The following is a 20,697-nucleotide window of genomic DNA, read 5'->3' as shown; positions in this document are numbered from 1 at the left end:
CAGTTTTGGTGCAACGGTAAGGTGAAAGGGCGGTTATCTGCCGGATACGCAGGCGCGATCACACTCTCGCGACGAAATAAACGGCAAACATCAGGATCGGTACCGGGAAATATCAATAACAGCCATAACCAGTGTGGGTGTATTTATTTCTGTGAGGGGAAGGGTATTATTCTTTTCGTTCTACATTAACGGTTTAAAGCGCTCATGTAGAGGTTATTTATATCATTAACGGAGCCATCATAATGAACAAATTTTCCCTTTCTACAGCAGGTATTTTAGTGGCAGCGCTGTTAACCAGTGTCAGCGTCAATGCAGCAACCACTGACGCGAAAACCGACGTCACTCCTAAAAACATGAGTTGCCAGGAGTTCATTGACCTGAACCCGCAGACAATGGCGCCGGTTGCCTTCTGGGTATTAAATGAAGATGAAGACTTTAAAGGCGGCGACTACGTTACTTTCGATGAAACAGTAACAACGGCGGTTCCTCTGACCGTTGAAATCTGTAAAAAACATCCGCAGAGCGAACTGACTAAAATTAAAGACGAAATCAAAAAAGAATTAAGTAAATAAGATTAAGCATGTATTTAAACCCAGCCAGAGTGCTGGGTTTTGCTATTTGTGACAACGTCACATTATTAATTTAAGTCAATACGGAATTCTGTATAAAGCTCTAAAAATACGTGCCGATACTGAATATAAATTACCCTGAAAATAAAAGGATGTTTATATGGTCTGGTATCCGTCACGTATTTCGACTCGTTTGACACTCGGGGGGATCGCGTTACTTGCCGTAACGACGTTAGTGATTGTTGTCATTATGCTTTGGCGCGGGCAACCCCGCGTCGTTGAAGTCAATACGGCACTGATCGAGGAGACCGGGCATGGCCTGACGCGTCAACTCAGCAGCGTCCTGTCACGTATTGAGGGAGAAACCGTCAGTTTGTCGCGACTGGCTGAAGTCCTGCCAAATGATGAAGCGCTGTACCGCGCTGTCGTGCCGCATATTCTCGGCGAACAAAATAATTCGATCATCACCGGGGGCGGGATCTGGCCTGAGCCGGACGCGTTTACGCCTGGTGTTGCACGGCGCAGCTTTTTCTGGGCGCGCGGTGCTGACGATAAGCTGGTGTATTCCGACGAATACAACGCAGCAGGTGGCAATGGCTACCACAACGAAAGCTGGTATCAGGGCGCGAAGGGCCATTCGCAAGAAAACTGTGTCTGGTCTGATGTTTATCAGGATGCCATTTCCGGAATCAACATGGTGACCTGCAGCATTCCCTATCTACTGGCGGGTAAATTCGCCGGTGTGGCAACCACCGATATTCGACTCGATAACGTCGCCAGCTTTATGCAGCAGCAGGGTGGACGCACCGGAGGATACGCCTTTGTGGTCGACAAACAGGGGCAAATTCTCTATTTCCCACAAAACGATCGGGATCACTACAAGACCGTCGGCGATCTGGTGAAGGCATCAGGCTGGCTGAGTCCTGTCGCTCAACGTTTGCAGAAACTGCGCACTGAAACCACCGATGTCAGCTCCCTGGCGCTGGAAAATGATGGCATTCTGAACGCACCATCACGCGTGATGTTGTTCCCGATGGCCGATACCGGTTGGGTGGTGGGACTGGTAACACCGCAAGAACGCATCGTTGGGCTGGCAAAAGTCATGATGCGCGATGTTCTTGAAGTACTGATCCCGGTCATGACGTTGCTGCTGGTGGGCTCCTGGCTGGTGGTTCGCCGGTTGATTGCCCGTCTGGACGACACGCGGCAGGCGCTGGATGATATCGCGCAGGGAGACGGCGATCTGACCCGGCGCTTAGAAGTGAAGGGCAAGGACGAAATTTCAGCGATTGCGGAGGCGTTTAACCTCTTCGTGGACAAAATTGCCGCCATTTTGCTTACGGTGCGTAGCAGCAGTGAAGTGGTGGCGAATAACGCCGTTAGCCTTGCCGACAGTAATACTGAGCTGTCAACACGCGTTACCCAGCAGGCAGCTGCGCTGGAAGAGAGTGCGGCTGCGATGGAACAGCTTAATGCGACCGTTCATCAGAATGCGGGTAATACTCAACTGGCGGATGAACTGTCAGAAAGTACAGCGCAAACGGCCAACCGCTGCGGTGATGTTATGCATGGGGTGATTTCAACCATGGATAACGTCAGCGCCTCTTCGGGCCGCATGGTTGAGATTGTCTCGGTAATTGACAGCATTGCCTTCCAGACCAACATCCTGGCGCTCAATGCTGCTGTGGAAGCGGCTCGCGCCGGGGATGCCGGACGTGGATTTGCGGTGGTGGCGTCTGAAGTGAGAACGCTGGCGCAGCGTAGCGCGACCGCTGCTCAGGAAATCAAAGCGCTCATCGATGAGTCGGTGTCGCACGTCAATGACAGTAGCGAGCAAATTCATCATGCCGGCGATCGTCTACAGGAACTGGTGGGGCATGTTCGTCAGGTGCGTCAGTTAATGGGCGAAATTCGCGTCGCAGGGGAAGAACAGCGTAAAGGCGTAGCCGAAGTGACGCTCGCGGTTACGGAAATGGACAGCACGGTCCAGCAGAACGCGTCGTTGATTGATGATGCCGCGGCGCGGACGCAGATCTTAAAGGCGGAAGCAGAAGAGCTGGCCTTACAGGTGTCATCGTTTAAATTGCCGTAACGCCAGGAAGCCCGGTAACTGGGTAATATTACTCATTTCATTGTCGTCACTGACCAGCACGAACTGCGTGCCTTCAATACGGCTTAAATACTGATCGGGTCTGAGCCGCTCGCGGATTTTATTGATGACCTGTTGCAAGACCTGATCGGCCACGGCATAGCCGAGACTGTCGATAACATCCTGGAAGTGATCGACGCTGATGAGAAACACCACTGGTGAAATCCCTTTCGCGCCGTGAATGAGATCATCGAGATAGGAGTGCAAATGATTGCGGTTGGGCAAACCGGTGAGCGGATCAAATTGCAGGAGATGCTCAATATGCTGTCGGCTTTTTTCCTGTTCGAGCGCCAGGGCCGCCATATGCTGACTGATGTCTGCCACGCGTTCAATAAAGGCGCTGGTCTCTTTTCCTTTCGCCGTTTTAATTAACAGCGTCCCGGCTGGCTCACCATCCCGTTGACGGATGGTGAGCGTCCAGACGTTCACCTCTTTTGCGTCAATCTCTTTCGATGACGACGCCCAGAACTGGCGGACGTTATCTTTTAAGGCATACAGTGAAACATGCGTATCCCGCAGCACCGCCTCAATATTGCGGCAAATAATATCGCCCATTTCGTGAAACGGCGGGCTACTGCACATCGCCGCCAGAATGTTGCCTTCGAGCTGACGAATCTGCCGCTCTTCGGTGATATCGGAAAACGTCATAACCAGATTTTGCAGTGCGTTTCGCCGGTCATAAACCTGACTGATAGACACTTTAATCCAGATCTTTTCACCCGCACGGGTGATTACCAGAAACTCATCCTGATCGCGGGTCGTTTTCCAGAGTAACTGTGTGAGTCGCAGGCCATTGTCCGACGGCTCTTCGGGGAGGTTGAGCAGGTTGTCCGGCTGTTGACCCTTTGCATCGGTAATGTCGTAACCAAACATCTCGGTAAAAGCGCGGTTGCACTGCACAACACGCCGCTCAGGGTCGAGTACGATTACCGGGCGGTCCAGGTGGTCTACCGCCAATACCAGGAGGCGTTTCTGTTCCTTTTGCTCCATCTCTACGCTAGCGTCACGCACAAAGGCAAGATAGAAAATTTTGCCTTCAACGTTGACCTTGGAAAGGGCGAAACGGGTCCAGACTTTGGTCCCGTCTTTTCTTTCCAGCAGCAATTCCCGGCTCATGCCTTCAACGCGGGGCTGACCCCCTTCACGGTTATGACGGATAAAATCGGGGTGCGCTGCGCGTAAATCATGCGGGATCAACATCGAAATCCCCTGACCAATCACCTCTTCACGACGGTATCCCCACAGTTTTTCCGCAGCAGAATTGAAAAATAAAACCTCGTCATTGTCATTGATTAGCACGGCACCCATCATGTTCTGCTCAAGAGCAGGAATGAAGATGCTGTCTCCGGTGCTTTTAACGTCGGATAGCTTCATTTATTACCTCTGCTTCCGTATACCCATTAAGAAGCGGGTTTCCACAGTTCAACACAATTTCTGCCCCGTCTTTTTGCGGTATATAACGCTTCGTCTGCTATCTGAATTAAACGTTCATAATCCGGATGACCATTAAACATCGCTGCCCCAATGGACAATGAAAGCGGAATAAAATCCCCCGCAGGCGATTTTATTTTTGTTTTCTCGACGCGACTGCGAATACGCTCCGCAATACGTAGCGTATCGGTTTGTGTCGCTTCAGTAAGAACAATAATAAATTCATCGCCACCGTAGCGAAAAACGTAATCACTGCTGCGAACGTTGTCATAAAAAGCCTGAGACACCCGACGAAGGATCTCATCACCGGTATTGTGCCCCCAGGTATCATTGATCTCTTTAAATTTATCGACATCAATAATAAGAATAGAGAGGGGGGTGCCGGCGCGATTAGCATGGGCGATTTCCCGCTTGAAGATGGTTGGCAGGAAACGTCGGTTGAGTAATTTGGTCAGTACATCCATCCCTACCTCATGGCGGGACACTTCCTCAAACAATTCACGCAGTAGCGTAATGATCTGCGAGACGGTATTGCGGATTTGCAGCAGGAATTTCACCCGTGATGCTTTATTGCTTAACGTTTTCGTTGTCCCACTGGTGTGGTGAAACACGCCGTCAAAGTCCTGAATCAGTCGTGAGATGTGACCGACTTCCGCAATACCACTGAAATAATGACGTCCTTTATGATTAAACCACAAACCAAAATCCGCCTGGCTTAACGGCAGGCTGTTGCCGAGATCGGAGTCGAGTAAGACCTTATAGATAATGTCCATTTCCCACGACAGTAACGCGGCGATTTGGCGCTCTTTCTCTTCTTCTGCGTTTTCCAGCAAAGAAAAAATACGGTAGTTTTCATCTTCTTTTGCTGCGGTACTTTCACTAAAGGAGAAGGCTCTGGACATGACTTCCATCGCCAGATCAATACTGTTAATGGAGAAGTGGTAAACAAGCAGCTTATGTGTCGCTTCATGGTGGCTGTCAATGATGATCGGATAGAGAATTTTCTTCAGTACGCGAAAACCCATTTCAACCAGTTCCACCGGAATACCGATACGCGCATGCACTTCAGCCACCGTATGCTGTATTTTTATCAGTTCATCAATATTGTCGACTTCACTGGAGAGCACATCCACAATCCACTTTTCAAGTGCGCTTTTGAGTTGGCGCTCAACCTGTTCATTACTCAAAAACTCCTCAGCATGCGGATCGGCGAGAACAATACGATAAAACTCAATGCTTAAAGCATGGGCATGGGCGATCGCTATCTCAGAAGCGAGTCTGCGAATGTGAGGGTCGGTCTGTTCAACCAGCGCGACCCATTCGTCTTTCATTCTTTTAAGATACATCTCCATGGTGAAGATCCTTACAGTAGTTAGCGAACAACATTTTGCCTGGCTCAAATGCACAATCTGGATAGTAAGATGAATCTAAAACATAAAACACCTGAAAGCGTGCAGGGTGACATTAATGAAATAGTGTAATGCCTTAAGCCATATTTTCATTCATTCCGGTGAAGTAAGCCTGAAACAATTATGGATATAGCCAAAAGTAGCAAGAAAAATCCTTTTTAAGCGACTTTTTAAACGTATTGACGTCTGAAAAGTATAGTCCATCCGTTTGATCGTTGAGAGGAATCATGTCCCCCTGTAAGGTAGCTCACACTCTCTTTTAATGTCAGCATTTTTTCAATTCATAAAATGATATGAGAGTTTTTTGAGCGATATGGTCATCATTACGTAATAAATCCCGTTTTGACTGCGGGTAATAATAATCACATATCAGTGGAGGCTTGAATAATCTTTTTCTCTTAGGTATCCCATTTAATCATTACACTATCCTGAAGCGTATCACTGGCATAAATAATGCTATCCCGCCTGTTGAGGCGTTAAATGATGACAACGGGCAACGACGGAGCGAGCGCGGGGACTGGAAACGGAACCTAAATGGCGACGCAAAGAGAGCTCGATGTCTCTCTTTACGTTACGGTGTCACTTAGACCAGCGATTTCTCAGGTAACTGACAGCCTGCTGGGCCTGCGGTTGGTTGAGATTGTTTTCTCTGAACAAAATCGTGCCGCTGATTTGTGGCATTGATTCATTTAAATCGAGCTGTTTCTTCAGTTCCGGAACGCCGCCGTTGACCGTCCAGTCCGGTTCATTGCGAGAGGGCTCGCCGACCTTATACAACGCAACGCCAATATAGAGCCGTGTTTTTGTCGGTTTCACGACGTCCGCCCACCATTTTGCCAGCACATCATAACGTGCCGCATCACGAGAGAAGGGCCAGTAAATTTGCGGTGCGATATAGTCCAGCAGGCCTTGTTGAACCCAAAGCCGCGTGTCAGCATACGACTCATCATAAGCGGCAGCGCCACGGGTATCCGATCCGGCCGGATCGTGCGAACGGTTCCGCCAGACACCGGCTGGACTGACGCCAAACTCCACGTCCGGATTGATCTGTCTGATCGTCCGCGAAACCTGTTCAATTAATTGTTGAGTGTTATGCCGACGCCAGTCCGCTTTTGAGCTAAAGCCCTGGCCGTAGCGCCGGAAGGTCAGGTTGTCGTTCAGCGCGGAACCGGGGGATTCAGCGTAGAAATAGTCGTCAAACTGGACGCCATCCACCGGATACCGTTTCACCACTTCAGCCACGATACTGGTTATCCAGTCACGGGCCTCCGGGATCCCCGGGTCGAGAACATAGCGGTCACCGGCGGTACGGATCCAGTCGCGATGGAGGACAAACACGCTGGCTGGCTGAAGCGACACGGTACGGTTCAGTTCATTCACCGTTGACGGTTTCACATTGGTGGAGACGCGATAAGGGTTGAACCAGGCGTGAACGCGCATACCACGTTTGTGCGCTTCATCGAGCATGAACTGGAGCGGATCGTAGCCCGGATTTTCACCAATCTTCCCGGTAAGCATATCCGACCACGGTAAAATGGATGACGGCCAAAGGGCAGTGCCGTCAGGTTTAACCTGGAAGAAGACCGTATTTATACCCAGTGACTGTAAATTATCGAGTTTGTCTGTTAGGGCTTTCTTTTGCATGGCGATCCGCGTGGTGGCGCTACTGACATTCACGGATGCAACCGGCGGCCAGTCAAGCCGGGAAACCGTCGCCAGCCACACGCCGCGAACAGGCACATTCAGTTTTTGCGTCTTATACGGCGATGTCGGCGTCGATTTTGGCGGCGTCACCAGTGAAACAGGCGGCTTTGATGAACAACTCGCCAGAAAGATCGTTGCGACAACCAACGTACTGATTTTTTTAACGCGAGACAGAGAGCAAACGGCACGAGAACAGATATCCATATAGGCCAGTCATCCGGTTAACACAAAAGAGAAATTATTTTGTTCCTAATCGACGTTAAGTCAAGCCGGAGAAGGGGCGAGGCGTACAATAAACAGGCTAGCGGAGAGGAATGATTTGTTCAACGGCTTAAAAATGTGTTTACGAATCACCAGAACGCATCTCGCTGAGTATGAGTGAAAACCAGAGCGGTCCTGAAGACCAAAACAGCAGGGAATGACTCAGACACCGGTACAGTGCGGTTGGTAATATTGTATTTAACATAATATACATTATGCGCACCAATAAAGATTAAGACAGAATCTGCCATTTCACGGTCGTCATTGTCCTGCTGATTACAAGCGTTCTCGCCAGTTCCTGATGCCTACAAACAGAATTCGCTGCAGCCTCTCCAATGAATTACATTCACCAGGCCTCTGGCTCTCTTAGCATATGGACAATGTTGCACGGATTCATGATCCAGCCGCCCTTGAAACCGTTGGGTAACGGTTCAACTGCGTCACAACGGACTACGCCACATTGTTCAACATATTTTTCGGCAGCGCTGAAATTAGGCGTGAATAATTCCAGCCAGAGTTCAGCCTGACTGAGTCCCGGCGCTTCATCAATCCAGAGCCTGTTCGATCCGAGTTCGAATCCGACTGCTGGCGGCTTATCGATAATTTCCGGTAATCCAATAACATTGCGATAAAAATCAATCGTCTGTTGATACTGATGTGATGGGACCTTCATCGCAATATCGATACCACCTTTGATATCTGGTTTATTCATAAGGAATTTCCTTCCCAGTCGCTGGCAATACTAAACTAGTATAGTTCATACCTTATGCACAATTAGTTGAACCATTGACAGGAGAATTACTGATGTCCGACTGGAATCCGGCGTTGTATATGCAGTATGGCGCAGAACGTTCAAGACCCGCCGCTGAACTGCTGGCCAGAATTCAACTTGAGCATGTCTCTTCCGTGGTTGATTTGGGATGCGGCCCCGGTAACAGTACGGCGTTACTCCAAAGCCGCTGGCCTGGAGCGAGTATTACCGGTGTAGATACCTCTCCAGCGATGCTGGATGAGGCTCGAACGGCTTTGCCAAATTGTCACTTTGTTGAAGCGGATATTCGTCAGTTTCAACCCGTCACACCGCCCGATGTCATTTATGCCAATGCCTCGCTACAGTGGATCCCCGATCACTATGATCTGTTTCCCCGCCTGGTCACCCTGCTGAATGATAACGGCATTCTGGCCGTGCAAATGCCGGATAACTGGCTGGAACCTACACACGTGCTGATGCGTGAAGTGGCTTATGAACAGGATTATCCGAATCGTGGTCGTGACGCCCTGCCCGGCGTTCACGCCTACTACGACATTCTGAGCGAAGCGGGATGCGAAGTGGATATCTGGCGCACAACCTATTATCACAGGATGCGTTCCCATCAGGCGATTATTGACTGGGTCAGTGCCACAGGGTTGCGCCCCTGGCTGCAGGATCTCAATGAACACGAACAGCAACGGTTCCTGGAGCGTTATCATCAGCTTTTACAAGAGCAATACCCACTTCAGGAAGATGGCCAGATATTACTGGCGTTTCCGCGCTTGTTCGTGATTGCGCGTCGCCAGTCCTGATCTCACTCTCTCAGCGGACAGGCTGCTTTCCAGGCGGCCAGCTTCGCTTCATTATTCCCGGTTGGTCGTGATAATAGCCAGTGTGAAAGCTGACGATCGTCCGTTGCGGTACTCTTCTTTACCTGACGAGTTGCAGGTGCCGCTTTGGCAGGCGGTGCCGTTAAGTTCCCCGCCGTCGCCGGTGAATGTATTTTGACTAATAGCTGACAATGTCCGCCCCGTACTGCCGTTTTGCGAACGCTGAATTCGATGTCGTGTTTATCGTAGCGGTGACAAAGATAATGCAGTATCCCGCTGGCCCGGCGCAGGTCAATATGAAATGCCTGGCTTACGTCATTGCGTGAAAATTCTTTATTGCGCAGAAATCCCCACCAGGCAACGGCTCTGAACAGCGGCATTTCCCCTAAATGCCGGATTTCCTCGGGCATGTGAAAACGGTGCTCCGCGCGTCTTTTCGTGGTGGAGGACGATGAATTAATAAGCATCGCGTTCCCTTAATAACGATTGGTCTGAATATCAGGTGGATTAAAAGTGTCCAATACATTTATCACGCAAATAGAGTGGAATTATTTGATCTCAACGCGCCTGAGATAAATCGCTTTAATTACCTTGTAACGGAGGTTTCCTGCGTTATTCGTCAGGTAATAGAGTGATGCAGTCTATTAATTCACACTTTTCGTTAATAGTTCAGGGAGGTGTTGATGATAGAGACAACCCCGCACATCCTGCAGAATGCGCGGGGTTAAGCGTTAAAAGAGCAGCTTCAGACCAAGCACTGCCTGGGTATCGCTAAATCCCTCACTACCGATCTGCTGACCAATATTTCCCCACAGATGCAGGCGCGAATCTATTTTCGCCTCAACGCCCGTTCTAAGCTCTGCAATATTTTTCGCTCCATCGACAGAGCCACTGATCTCATTCATTGAGACCGTATCATTACGCGTATTATGCAGCCAGTTCAGCTCAACAAAAGGTTGAAAGAGTCGATCTTTACCTTCATCGCGAATAGGGTAACCCTGCATAAAGGCTTTTACCCCAAGACGACTTTGTAGATTATCCTTCCCTCTATCCCGCACCCATGTGCCGTTATCTTCACGGTGATCGTCAGCAGAGACGCCCATCCAGATAAGCTGCGCTTGCGGTTGCAACCAGTAACTCAGACGCGGTTGTTCAGCCAGTTTAATGGTATGTCCCATCTCAAGAGATGCGGTAATTCCTTTCGAACGATAGCGTTCCTCCGCCAGAGATTCTCCGCGTACCGTGTTTTCAAACCAGTTGTAGAGCACCCATGCGTCTATCCAGGTCCCCTGCTTCGCGGCATTATCGGCATACCAGGTCGCGTACAAGCCTGCGCTGTAACCTGAAACCGTGCTGTCCGCACGATAATGGGATAATGATGACCGGGTATTGCTCTGACTGTTGGCATAACCCGTCATGACACCAAGATGCCAGCGATCCTCCAGACCGGAACTCCACTGAGCCAGATCGCCACCAATCTGCACCACATAACGATTACTTTGGCTGCTTAGCTGGCCGGAACGGTCATGAAAACGAGTATGCCCGCCAACATTGCGTAACCACAGACTGGTGACACGCGTTTCCCCGGTGATCGGGTCGATATACTGCGTTTCACCTAACCGGTCGTGCAAACGGGTAACAAACAGGGTGTTAGCCGCCCTGCGGTTTGCCAGGTATGCCCCCATTTCCGGGCGCATCACCGCCGCGGATGAGCGCTCGACGCCTGGGGATGGCGTAGGCAAGGGAATCGGATCATCCTCTTTCGGTTCAATAATCGGGTCATCTATAGGATCGATATCGTCGACGAGCGCCCAGGTATTGACCAGATACCAATGGTTGGAATCCATGATCCCGTCGTCATTTTCACTTTCAACTCCGCGCAAAAGCGCGTAATCATACCCCCCGGCAACCAGACGGCTTTGGGCAACAAATTCACCCGCAGAATCCCCTGCAACCTGGACAACTCGCGCACCGTTCAGATCACCAACTGCGACATTGCCTAATTCCTTCAACACGACCCGGGTTGTTCCTGCGGTGTTTCCCAAGACATTAAGCTGGTTAACCACCGGTTTTTGTTGCACTTGATCCTGTGTGCTGTTCAGGCTCAGTAAGCCATTGTCACTGTTGTAATCGCCCCTGACCGTCAGAACACTACTTGACAGCGCCAGAGCATCGCGGTTGGCCAGCGGATCGCCAAAGCTCAGCCTCCCACCAAGCTGAAGTGACTGAATGGTCTGACTGTAGCCGTTCAGATCGAGTGTGGCGCCCTCCCCGACAGTAAAATCAGAATTCGGGCTAAAACCTGTGACACTTCCGGCGCTGAGCGTTCCGCGACTGATGTGAGTATTTCCGGTATAACGATTATCGCCGCTCAGTTGCGTCGTACCCGGTCCGCTATGGTTGACATTACCGTAGCCTTTTATCGCTGCATTAAGAGAATAATCTTCGCTGGAGTGGTTAAAGTTCAGTGTTGCAGTACTATTTTTCTGGTTTGTGTCACTCAGTATAATGAGCGGCGTCTCGATAGATCCTGCTTCTTGTGCAGTTTCACCGGGTTTGCCACCTATATTCAGTGTGGCGGTACTTCCTGTCCCTATGCCAAGCCAGATTCCCTCTCCTGTCTTAACTTTGCCGCCATTACTGATATTAAGTTCACCTTTGGCATCATTTGGCGTGGTTCCAAAGCCCCCTAAAATGAGTAATGTACCAACCTCTAAAAGAGAATTTTCGCCGTCGACATTCACGACGCCGTTTCCTTTAAGCGTTGAGTTTAACGTCTTTCCGACATAGCCAATATTCATATGTCTACTAACTGAAAGTTGACCACCGTTCAAAATATCCAGTCGGCCCTCTGCCTGATCGCCCACAACAGCCCAACCGGAACGGATCGACGAATTCTCACCTTCTACCGTGGTCAGTCCTTTTGCATCAGCATAAAATTCACCGATGCGCAGTTCGTTAATATTGGAGATCTGACTTCCCTCTTTAACGGTTAATGTTCCGTCGCCGTTATTTTTGCCGACAAACAGATTCTCGCCACTGAGATCCCATTGCGCACCTTCGGTTAACGTCACAATTCCGACAGCACCATTACCAATCGCGCTTGCAGAGGATTTAATGGTGCGTCCTCTTATTGTGAGTTCACCTTTTGTGCCCTGACCGACGGTCAGGGAGCCAAACTCACGCCAACCAGGCTCGTTATTCACTTCCGCAGATAAAATGACCTGGGCATTTTCGTTAATAAGAACACTACTGTTCGCCGTCGTGGGCGTCCAGGATGCTGTTAATGTCTTTGTCGCTTTGATTTTTTTCTCAATACACTCTGCGGCCGTTTCACTTTCGCAGCGTATTTCCTCTGCCAACAGACCTGTCGGGGCAAAAAGACCGGTGGTGGCAAGCAGCAGTCCTGGAATAACCGGCAACGGAGAGAGAGACTTTATTGATACCAGTGATGGCGTCGACGCCTTTGCATCGACACGCGGGGTGTCATTCATTCCTGATTGAATAGCGTTCATAGATAATCCTCCTGATCATCGTTTAACATCCTGATATGCACTGATGGCATGCCGATGTTTTAAGAACGCCTTACGACCCTTATCAAGAGTTATTTTTAATCGCGCAGAAAATATGCGGACATTATCTGAAATTCAATCATCGGTGATAAGTTAATCCTGAAAACCGATGTTAGCGCATTGACACACCCAGCCTGTCGTTCATTTACTGGAATGTTCCCTTCTTTTACGTCAACTGGTAGTGCTTATCCGGCATCAGTTTCGCTGGAATGGTCGATTCATCATTCATCTCCAGCAGGTCAATTTCGATGGCATTACAGATAGCATCCAGGGGCAAATCGTTATTCTCTGTTCCAAACGGATCCTCCAGTTCTTCCGCCAGTGCATCCAGAGAGATGAAGGTATAGGAGATGAGGACCGAAATAAAAGGCGTCATGTAATGCAGATCGACCACCAGGGCGAAAGGCAGCATGATGCAAAACAGATAAACGGTGCGATGGAGGATCAGCGTATAGGCAAACGGGACCGGCGTATTGGCGATTCTTTCGCAACCGGCAAGAACGGCGGACATGTCATTTAAGCGATTGTTTAAACTATGAAACAGGATATCCGAGAGTTGCCCGTCTCGACGACGTGTCGCCAGCCATTCACCCATTATCAGTAAAATGCGGTTTGCCGGAGAGTGAGAGGCAAATACACGTTGCAGATCTTCCGTGCTAAGATACTTCGCCAGCGGCTCAGCCTGCGGTTTACGCCGCAGCGTCATGCGCAGACAGTGAGCGAAGGCGATTTGCAGTCGGACAAACTGCCCTAACTCGCGGTCATCCGGTAAGACCGTTTTGACTTCCCGCAGCAGTGAACGAGAAGCGATCATCAATTGTCCCCAGAGTTGACGCGCCTCAACATAACGGGAATAACAGGCGTTATTACGAAAACCCAAAAAGATAGCGATTGCCACACCGAGGATGCTGAACGGTGCAAGGGTAAATTTGATACCCAGCATCGTATACCACGGCAGCAGGACGATCACGACAATAGACAGCAGAAAATTAAGCAGCAAGCGGGAAGAGATTTTTGCCAGTACAGAGCCGTGCCAGACGAATATCAGGCGTAACCAGTGCTGTTGCGGACGAACGATCATGACGGTTTTCTGGAAAGAAACGAATCCTGCTATTAAACGTGATCTGGATCAAACATTCAAGCATGTCCAACGTGACGTTGTCACCTGCCTTATGCTAAGAGACCTGTTCATGCACAAGGCTAACAGAGGGGAATAGTTATTAAATACATTGTATGTTGTAACTATAGTGCTTGTATAAGAAACCCGGCCTTAGCCGGGTCACTGCTTTAGCAAAGCGGTTTCACCGCTTCTCGCATTCCTTTTGACAGAATGGCATCGAGATCGGCAGCCACCTGCTCAACCAGCCCTGCCACTTTCGTCAGGTCTTGCTCCCAGTGTTCTTCTACCGCCAGCACGTCACTCACCAGTTGCTGAGTCGTCATCTGGCGATCGCCATGCTGGCTCCAGAGTTGCTGAAAACGGGTGATCCAGTGCGCATCGTCCTGAACCGGGTAAGCTTCCCCATTACGCTCACCGCGATAGAACGCAATCAGGGCGGCTAACGCGAAGGTCAGACGAGCCGGGAGTTGGCCGTTCGCCTTCTGCCCTGCCAACAACTGGGGAAGAATGCGGGTGCGGAATTTAGTCATCCCGTTCAACGCAATCGACAGCAACTGGTGCTTAATATAGGGGTTACGGAAACGTCCGGTAACCGCACTGGCAAATGACTCCAGTTCATCACGCGGCAGATCGAGAACCGGGATGATCTCCTCATAAATCGCTTTTTCCACAAAGGCGCAGATTTCGGTGTCATTCATCGCCTCGCCGACCGTATCCAGTCCTGCCTGGAATGCCACCGGTACCAGCGCCGTGTGCGCACCGTTAAGGATGGCCACTTTACGCTCTTTGTACGGCTTAATATCCTCAACAATCAGAACGTTAAGCGGATATTTATCGAGACGCAGTTCTGCTGCCAGTGATTTCGGTCCCTGGATCACAAACAGATAAAAGTGTTCGGCTGTATCGAGGAAACCATCGTGATAGCCCAGTTCGCTCTCCAGTTGCGCCGCTTCATCGCGCGGATAACCCGTGACAATACGGTCCACCAGCGTGGAACAGAAGACGTTTGCCTGATCCAGCCAGGTGATAAATGCCGCTGGCAGTGACCACTCCTGCGCATAGCGCAGCACCAGCTCACGTAAGGCATCACCATTATAATCAATCAGTTCGCAAGGGATGATGATCCAGCCTTTATCCGACGCGCCGTTGAAATGGCTGTAGCGTTCAAACAGCAGACGCGTCAGCTTTGCCGGATAACTTACCGCTGGCGCATCATCAAATTTATCACCTGCGTGATAACTGATACCTGCTTCCGTGGTGTTAGAGAACACAAAACGCATCTCAGGATTGTGCGCCAGTTTCAGGAACGCATCGTAATCACCGTAAACGCTGATTTCACGATTCACCGAACGTATCAGACGAGCATCGCTGACGGCTTCTCCCTGTTCATTCAGACCGCGAATGATTGTCGTGTAAAGACCATCCTGGGTACTGAGTGAAGGTGGGAAAGTACTTTCAATAGGTCGAACAATGACCACACCAGAATTCAGATCGGTATGTTCATTCAGCAGATCAACTTGCCAGTCAATAAAGGCGCGAAGGAAGTTACCTTCACCAAACTGAATGATGCGTTCAGGATAGTGAGCACCGGGAAAATCGCGACGGTTAAGTGTTTTCACAATGGGTTCCCTTTCGATTAGTCATACAACCTGATTAAATTGGTAGAACAGGTTAGCAAAACTTCACGAGAGTAAAACCCTGTTTTGATCAATTCATGACAACTATTTATAGAGATTTATAGAAAAGCGTGGTGCCGGTCAGCTTTCCATCTGGCATCAGCGCATAATTAGGGATCTCACCGGCTTTGCGCCAGCCGCAAGAGTGGTAGAACAACTCAGCATCGCTTCCTGTAGCGGTATCCAGCACAAGCTGCGTTTTTTGCTGCTGTATTGCGCACGTTTCCAGCGCCGTCATCAACTGACGAGCAAATCCCTGACGACGTGCGCTGGAGTGAACTAAAAGTTTCGCCACGTCCGCGCGATGAGGTTGATTTTCCGGCTGCTTGAGAATGAGTTGCACGGTACCGACAATCACGCCTGAGGGGTTGTCGAGCGCAAGAACGACACGATCCCCTCTGCCCGCACTTTGCGCGACGTCATGCCAGAATGCACGTGCTTTTGAACAGGTAAACGGTAATACAAAACTGACTGATGCGCCGCGCGTCACACAGTCGGTCAGGACGTCACAGAGCTCATCAATTCTCGCCTCGATAGCTCCCGCATCCAACACATAACAGGATTTTGCCAGGGTCATGTTGCCTCCGTAATAGAGACAACACCATGCACTTAACATTGTGATAACACAACGGGGAGTTCCATAGGATATTGTTATGCCAGATCGCTTCCAGCAAAGACGGTCTTATCCGTCCGGCGATCGCTGGTCCGATTACGACCTTCGTTCTTCGAACGGTACAAACACTCGTCCGCTTCAACCATCAAGGTGTTGAAAACGTCCGTCAGCAAATGGGTGCCGATACTGCCATTCCCAAGGCCAATGCTGACTGTCAGATAGATATTCTGCTGGTTCCAGGTGAAGGGTTGCTGTGCGACCGCCGTACGAATATTTTCCGCCAGCAGCATTCCCTCATCAGGGTGGACTGAGGGAACCACCACGACAAATTCTTCCCCTCCCATACGCGCCACCAGCCCCCGGTCACCGATAATCTCGCGAATACGTTGTGCAAACACGCGGAGTACTACATCGCCGCATTCATGACCGAAGTTGTCATTAATGCTCTTGAAATAGTCGATATCCAACAGCATGACGGTGATATGCTGCGAGCGCGGATACTCCTGACGCTTCAGCGCTTCATAAAGTCCGGAACGAGAATAAACGTGGGTAAGAAAATCGAAATCAGCGCGCAGGGAAACCTGCTTCATCAGGGAATTAATCGCCGCCACGCTGACTGAAACCATAATGGGGCAAATTGCCATCGTGGCAATTCCCAGTCGGGCAGAGAACATCTGCGGCGTAGACAACGGTGACGCCACCGCGATATTGATTATCGAATTTGCCACCAGCACAATTTCAACGGCGCCGGTAAGAAAAGTCAGCAGACAAGTGACCTGCGGGGTGTAGCGCACCGCACACCAGATCAGCGCCGGCAGCGGAAAGGCCAGGCTTCCGGCGCCGCCAATAATGACCGATGCCAGCACCGAGATAATTAACGCCGCCACCGGCATCAGTTGTTCAGGTTTAAAGCGTTTTACCGCGCCGGGAATACCCAGCGTCAGCATACAGGGCACAATCAGCACCCCGGTTGAGAATTGTTCGCTGAACCAGTCAGCCACCAGTGGCCAGAATGACAGTCGGTCGATACCCACAGATCCCATCGCGCCAATTATGGCGCAGAGCAGTGCCGCAATCAGACAGTAATTAAATAAGCGTAACGCACTGATAGGCTCATATTTATTTTTCCCCAGTCGCTTATCGCGGATCACCAGTTGGGCGACAACCACGATAAACACCATGTTGGAGAGATTAATAATCAGCGATACCCATCCCCACTCGGTGGTGATCGCATCATAACCCAGCATGGCGACGTAGCTAACAGCATAATAATGCAGCTTGTTTAACCAGACATAACGGGCAAAAATCCCGGCGATCACGCCGTTGAGCGGCCAGAACAGCGAGAGTTCATGCACCAGGCGCAGCTCGGCGCCAATAAAGTAGAACAGTGTGGTTAAAGCAAAAATAACGCTGGCGTTACGCAGTGAATGGCCTTCCTGAAACAGCCGGAAAGACGGAATGTGGAGTACGTGCATTAAATATCTATCCATATAATTGCCGTCGGCAATTATCTCTGCGTAATGGTTATAATATTTAAGAGAATAGCATGAATTATTCTCAAAGGTAGTCGTACTCCAGCTGCGTTAACATTTTTATTTGTTAAATCCGCCAGCAATAAACCATGCTTATTTTATGGGATTAACGTAACCATTTAATTATTACGGTGTATTCATTTGAAGCACTAACCAGTGATGGATAACAGCGACCACATACTGCTGTTGCTCATCGCTCAACGGCTGTCCCTGGGCGATATTATGCCATTTAGCAAGACAGCCGCGACAGCAGGTCGCCGTGGCATGTTGGGCGATAAATACCGGATGACCGCGCATCGGCGTTTGTTTGCCGTCATTGACCGGTGCGGCTGGCGCAAGTCGCTTCGCCACAAAATCCGCAGCATGTTGATCGATAACCTCTGCTCCTTTATCCCAGCAATACTGTCTCTCTTTCGTGCCCAGACGAAAACGGGAGCGAAACGGCGAGCGCGACAGACGGGCAAAAAGCGGATCAAACGTGTTCATCAGTAAACTGAACGTCCTAAGCGTTGAGTCAGTTGTTCCAGCGCAGCGATACCCGCGAGCGAATTCCCGGTCGGATCCAGTTCAGGACTCCACACGGCGATCGCCATCTCATGCGGCACTATCGCCACAATTCCCCCGCCTACACCCGATTTCGCGGGCAAGCCAACACGCCACGCAAATTCCCCGGCGTTCTGATACATTCCGCTGGTCGCCATCAGCGCATTGATCTGTCGTGCCTGCATCGGCGTCACCACAGGCTCATCAAGATGAAACGCTTTCCCCTGGTTCGCCAGAAAGACAAACGTCTTCGCCAGTTCCACACAGCTCATTTTCAGCGCACAGTAATGAAAATAGTTTTGCAGGACCGTCGTCACGTCATGATGAAAATTACCGAAGGATTTCATCAGCCATGCAATGGCGGCATTACGGGCGGAGTGTTCGAACTCTGAACGGGCCACCACCGCATCATAAGCGATATCCGGCACACCGCTCAGCGCACGAACCACTTCCAGCATACGCTGACGCGGTGCGCTGAGTCGCCCCTGTAACATGTCACAGACAACCAGCGCCCCGGCATTAATAAACGGATTACGCGGAATGCCGTACTCCATTTCTAACTGCACCAGCGAATTAAACGGCGAACCGGACGGATCTTTCCCCACCCGTTGCCAGATCTCATCCTCTGAATAGTGACGCATTGCCACCACCAGACTGAGTACCTTCGAAATTGACTGAATAGAAAAGCGTTCAGTCGCATCCCCGGCCTGCCAGAGCTGACCTTCCACGGTACAAATCGCAATACCCAGTCGGGACCCGTCAACCGAGGCCAGCGCGGGAATATAGTCCGCAACTTTGCCCTGACCTATCAGCGGGCGAACCTCCGCCAGAATGGTCTCTAAAATTGAATTGTCCAGAGTGATTGCCACACCACGCTCCTTGCCTGCCGGTCTGAAAAGGGCTGCGAGTATAACAGAGCGAAATACCCCACGTCAGGCCGGAAGTCGGAATCTCGCCACGGCGTGAATCAACTGGCGCGATTCATTATGCAACTGCTGCGAGGAAGCCGATGCCGTATCCACCAGTTCGCGGGTATCACGCGCGACCAGGTTCAGCGCTTGCAGCTGACGCGTCATTTGATGGATTCGGGCTCCCTGATGCAGCGTCGCGGCGGAGATATCATTCAGCGAGGCGCCCAGATTTTCCACCAGCGCGATCACCTGCTGTAAGTTCTCTTCCAGATGCGTCACTGCGCTTGACCCTTCTTCTATTCCTTGCAGAGAGTGATAGATCAGCGCCTGAATATCCTGCGTGGACTGACTGCTCTTGCGCGCCAGCAATCCCACTTCTCTTGCCACCACCGCAAAGCCGCGTCCCTGCTCACCGGCATGGGCGGCTTCGATAGCCGCGTTCAGCGCCAGAATATTAGTCTGGAAGGCGACGTTATCAATCAGCGCAATAATCCCGCGCATTTCCGCCGAGCGCGTCACAATCGCCTGCATTGAACGATTCACGGTATCCATCATTCGGTCACCGCCTGCCGCAATGGCGCGCGCTTCTTCCGCACGCTGATTCGCCAGTTGGGCATATCCGCTGTTATCTTCAACGTGCGTTTCCAGCACAGAAATATGCGAGGTGACGTTATGCAGTTCTTCACTCTGTTTCGCCGACTGCTGATACAAGCGCGTATTGTTCTGCGCCAGCCTTTCGATATTGTCAGCCATCGCCGTCGTTGCCTCACTGACCTGCTGGACCAGCTCACGTAGCCCCTGCTGCATCGCACCAATTCTTACGTGGAGCTGCGACACTTCCCGGTTAGACCCAGGTACGGCAGGAAGCGGCTGTGAGAGATCGCCTGCCGCCAGAATATCAATATGTGCGATCAGCCGACGCAGCGGAGAAATCACCCAGCGCGACATCCCCCACCAGACCGCGATCGCAATGGCCAGCAGCATTATCGGCAGGAGTAAGAACAGATGCTGAAGATTGAGTAGACGATCCAGCAGTTGTTGTCGTCCACTCTCCCGCTCCTGGGCAGTGACTTTTTGCACTCTGGCATAGTTATCATTGAAGTCAGCCTGAAACGCCTGAATGGGCACCGCAAAGAACGCGTCAATCGACTGCGTCTTACTTAGCCCTGTCACCTGTTCCTGGATACCGCCGCTAAAACGCTGATAGCTGTCGACCAGCCCGTCGTCCGCCTGCGGGTTCATTTCGCGCCATGCCTTCCACGCGGTTGTCGACTGAGTTAACGCCTGCCGGGCTTCGTCAATCAACGGCTGCCAGCTGCCTTCAGAACCCGTGGCGGCATCCTGCATAAAGTAAACACCCGCCCGATTGAGCAGATCGCTGGCGGTCAGAAGCGCAATCCGTGCCTCTTCAACTTTTGTCTGTTGACGCAACGCCTGTTGGTTACGCTGCTCGTTTTCCCGGGCCTGACTGACAGAAAACGACAGCATCAGTGACGACGTCATTTGCAGCACGGAAAACAGCGTAATGATGCAAAAAATCCCGGTTAACAGGCCAAACTGCTGCGGTAGAAAACGGCGCGCAACGCGACGTAAAATTTGAGTTAAGTTCATAACATTCTTCAGTAT

15 protein-coding genes and 1 pseudogene are annotated in these 20,697 nt (G+C 50.7%); 3 read left to right on the top strand and 13 right to left on the bottom strand.

Annotated features, from left to right (window positions below):
- Positions 1–242: 242 nt before the first annotated feature.
- Positions 243–572, top strand: a complete 330-nt coding sequence (gene hdeB, locus KI228_RS10825) for an acid-activated periplasmic chaperone HdeB (protein ID WP_043000705.1) — start codon at positions 243–245, stop codon at positions 570–572.
- A gap of 157 nt (positions 573–729) precedes the next feature.
- Complete coding sequence (locus tag KI228_RS10820; protein ID WP_061070123.1) at positions 730–2,661, top strand: methyl-accepting chemotaxis protein; 1,932 nt, start codon at positions 730–732, stop codon at positions 2,659–2,661.
- A 15-nt stretch (positions 2,662–2,676) separates the two neighbouring features.
- Here KI228_RS10820 and KI228_RS10815 read toward each other — a convergent pair.
- From KI228_RS10815 to KI228_RS10800, 4 genes and pseudogenes are all read right to left on the bottom strand, one after another.
- Positions 2,677–4,092: pseudogene (locus tag KI228_RS10815) on the bottom strand (PAS domain S-box protein); the annotation flags it as partial.
- A 26-nt stretch (positions 4,093–4,118) separates the two neighbouring features.
- Complete coding sequence (locus KI228_RS10810) at positions 4,119–5,501, bottom strand: diguanylate cyclase (RefSeq protein WP_044268086.1); 1,383 nt, start codon at positions 5,499–5,501, stop codon at positions 4,119–4,121.
- A 636-nt stretch (positions 5,502–6,137) separates the two neighbouring features.
- Positions 6,138–7,466, bottom strand: a complete 1,329-nt coding sequence (locus tag KI228_RS10805; protein ID WP_061070124.1) for a glycoside hydrolase family 10-like protein — start codon at positions 7,464–7,466, stop codon at positions 6,138–6,140.
- A 403-nt stretch (positions 7,467–7,869) separates the two neighbouring features.
- Entirely contained in the window at positions 7,870–8,235 is a 366-nt protein-coding gene (locus tag KI228_RS10800) for a glyoxalase/bleomycin resistance/dioxygenase family protein (protein WP_054177028.1), read from the bottom strand.
- 92 nt (positions 8,236–8,327) lie between these two features.
- On the opposite strand from KI228_RS10800, the gene tam reads away from it, so the two are divergent.
- A complete protein-coding gene (gene tam, locus KI228_RS10795) occupies positions 8,328–9,086 on the top strand; it encodes a trans-aconitate 2-methyltransferase (RefSeq protein ID WP_044258896.1) in 759 nt (252 codons plus the stop codon).
- A gap of 2 nt (positions 9,087–9,088) precedes the next feature.
- Here the strand turns inward: tam and KI228_RS10790 are convergent, their stop codons facing one another.
- The 9 genes from KI228_RS10790 to KI228_RS10750 all read right to left on the bottom strand — a co-directional run bounded on the left by KI228_RS10790 (position 9,089) and on the right by KI228_RS10750 (position 20,682).
- On the bottom strand, positions 9,089–9,514 hold the full coding sequence (locus tag KI228_RS10790; protein WP_081048547.1) for a CaiF/GrlA family transcriptional regulator: 426 nt from the start codon (positions 9,512–9,514) through the stop codon (positions 9,089–9,091).
- Positions 9,515–9,835: 321 nt separating this feature from the next.
- Positions 9,836–12,619 (bottom strand): autotransporter outer membrane beta-barrel domain-containing protein, encoded by a 2,784-nt coding sequence (locus KI228_RS10785; protein WP_212807574.1) that lies wholly within the window; start codon positions 12,617–12,619, stop codon positions 9,836–9,838.
- Positions 12,620–12,842: 223 nt separating this feature from the next.
- Positions 12,843–13,757, bottom strand: coding sequence for a bestrophin family protein (locus tag KI228_RS10780; RefSeq protein WP_058588058.1), 915 nt, complete (start codon positions 13,755–13,757; stop codon positions 12,843–12,845).
- A 206-nt stretch (positions 13,758–13,963) separates the two neighbouring features.
- Positions 13,964–15,415, bottom strand: coding sequence for a tagaturonate reductase (locus tag KI228_RS10775; RefSeq protein WP_054177032.1), 1,452 nt, complete (start codon positions 15,413–15,415; stop codon positions 13,964–13,966).
- A gap of 106 nt (positions 15,416–15,521) precedes the next feature.
- Entirely contained in the window at positions 15,522–16,049 is a 528-nt protein-coding gene (locus KI228_RS10770) for a GNAT family N-acetyltransferase (protein WP_141227518.1), read from the bottom strand.
- A gap of 74 nt (positions 16,050–16,123) precedes the next feature.
- Positions 16,124–17,560: a sensor domain-containing diguanylate cyclase gene (locus KI228_RS10765; RefSeq protein ID WP_044258890.1), complete on the bottom strand. Its 1,437-nt coding sequence runs from the start codon at positions 17,558–17,560 to the stop codon at positions 16,124–16,126.
- Positions 17,561–17,743: 183 nt separating this feature from the next.
- Positions 17,744–18,103 carry a DUF4186 domain-containing protein gene (locus tag KI228_RS10760; RefSeq protein WP_043000716.1) on the bottom strand — a complete coding sequence of 120 codons (360 nt, stop codon included), beginning with the start codon at positions 18,101–18,103 and terminating at the stop codon, positions 17,744–17,746.
- A complete protein-coding gene (gene glsB / locus KI228_RS10755) occupies positions 18,103–19,029 on the bottom strand; it encodes a glutaminase B (RefSeq protein ID WP_044258885.1) in 927 nt (308 codons plus the stop codon). The genes KI228_RS10760 and glsB overlap by 1 nt, the downstream gene beginning before the upstream one ends.
- 63 nt (positions 19,030–19,092) lie before the next feature.
- Positions 19,093–20,682 carry a methyl-accepting chemotaxis protein gene (locus KI228_RS10750; RefSeq protein WP_061070141.1) on the bottom strand — a complete coding sequence of 530 codons (1,590 nt, stop codon included), beginning with the start codon at positions 20,680–20,682 and terminating at the stop codon, positions 19,093–19,095.
- Between the last annotated feature and the right edge of the window lie 15 nt (positions 20,683–20,697).

Source organism: Citrobacter amalonaticus, assembly GCF_018323885.1.
Classification (GTDB): Bacteria; Pseudomonadota; Gammaproteobacteria; order Enterobacterales; family Enterobacteriaceae; genus Citrobacter_A; species Citrobacter_A amalonaticus.
The sequence above is the reverse complement of the archived record's forward strand: the minus strand, read 5'-3'. Positions and strand labels throughout refer to the sequence as shown.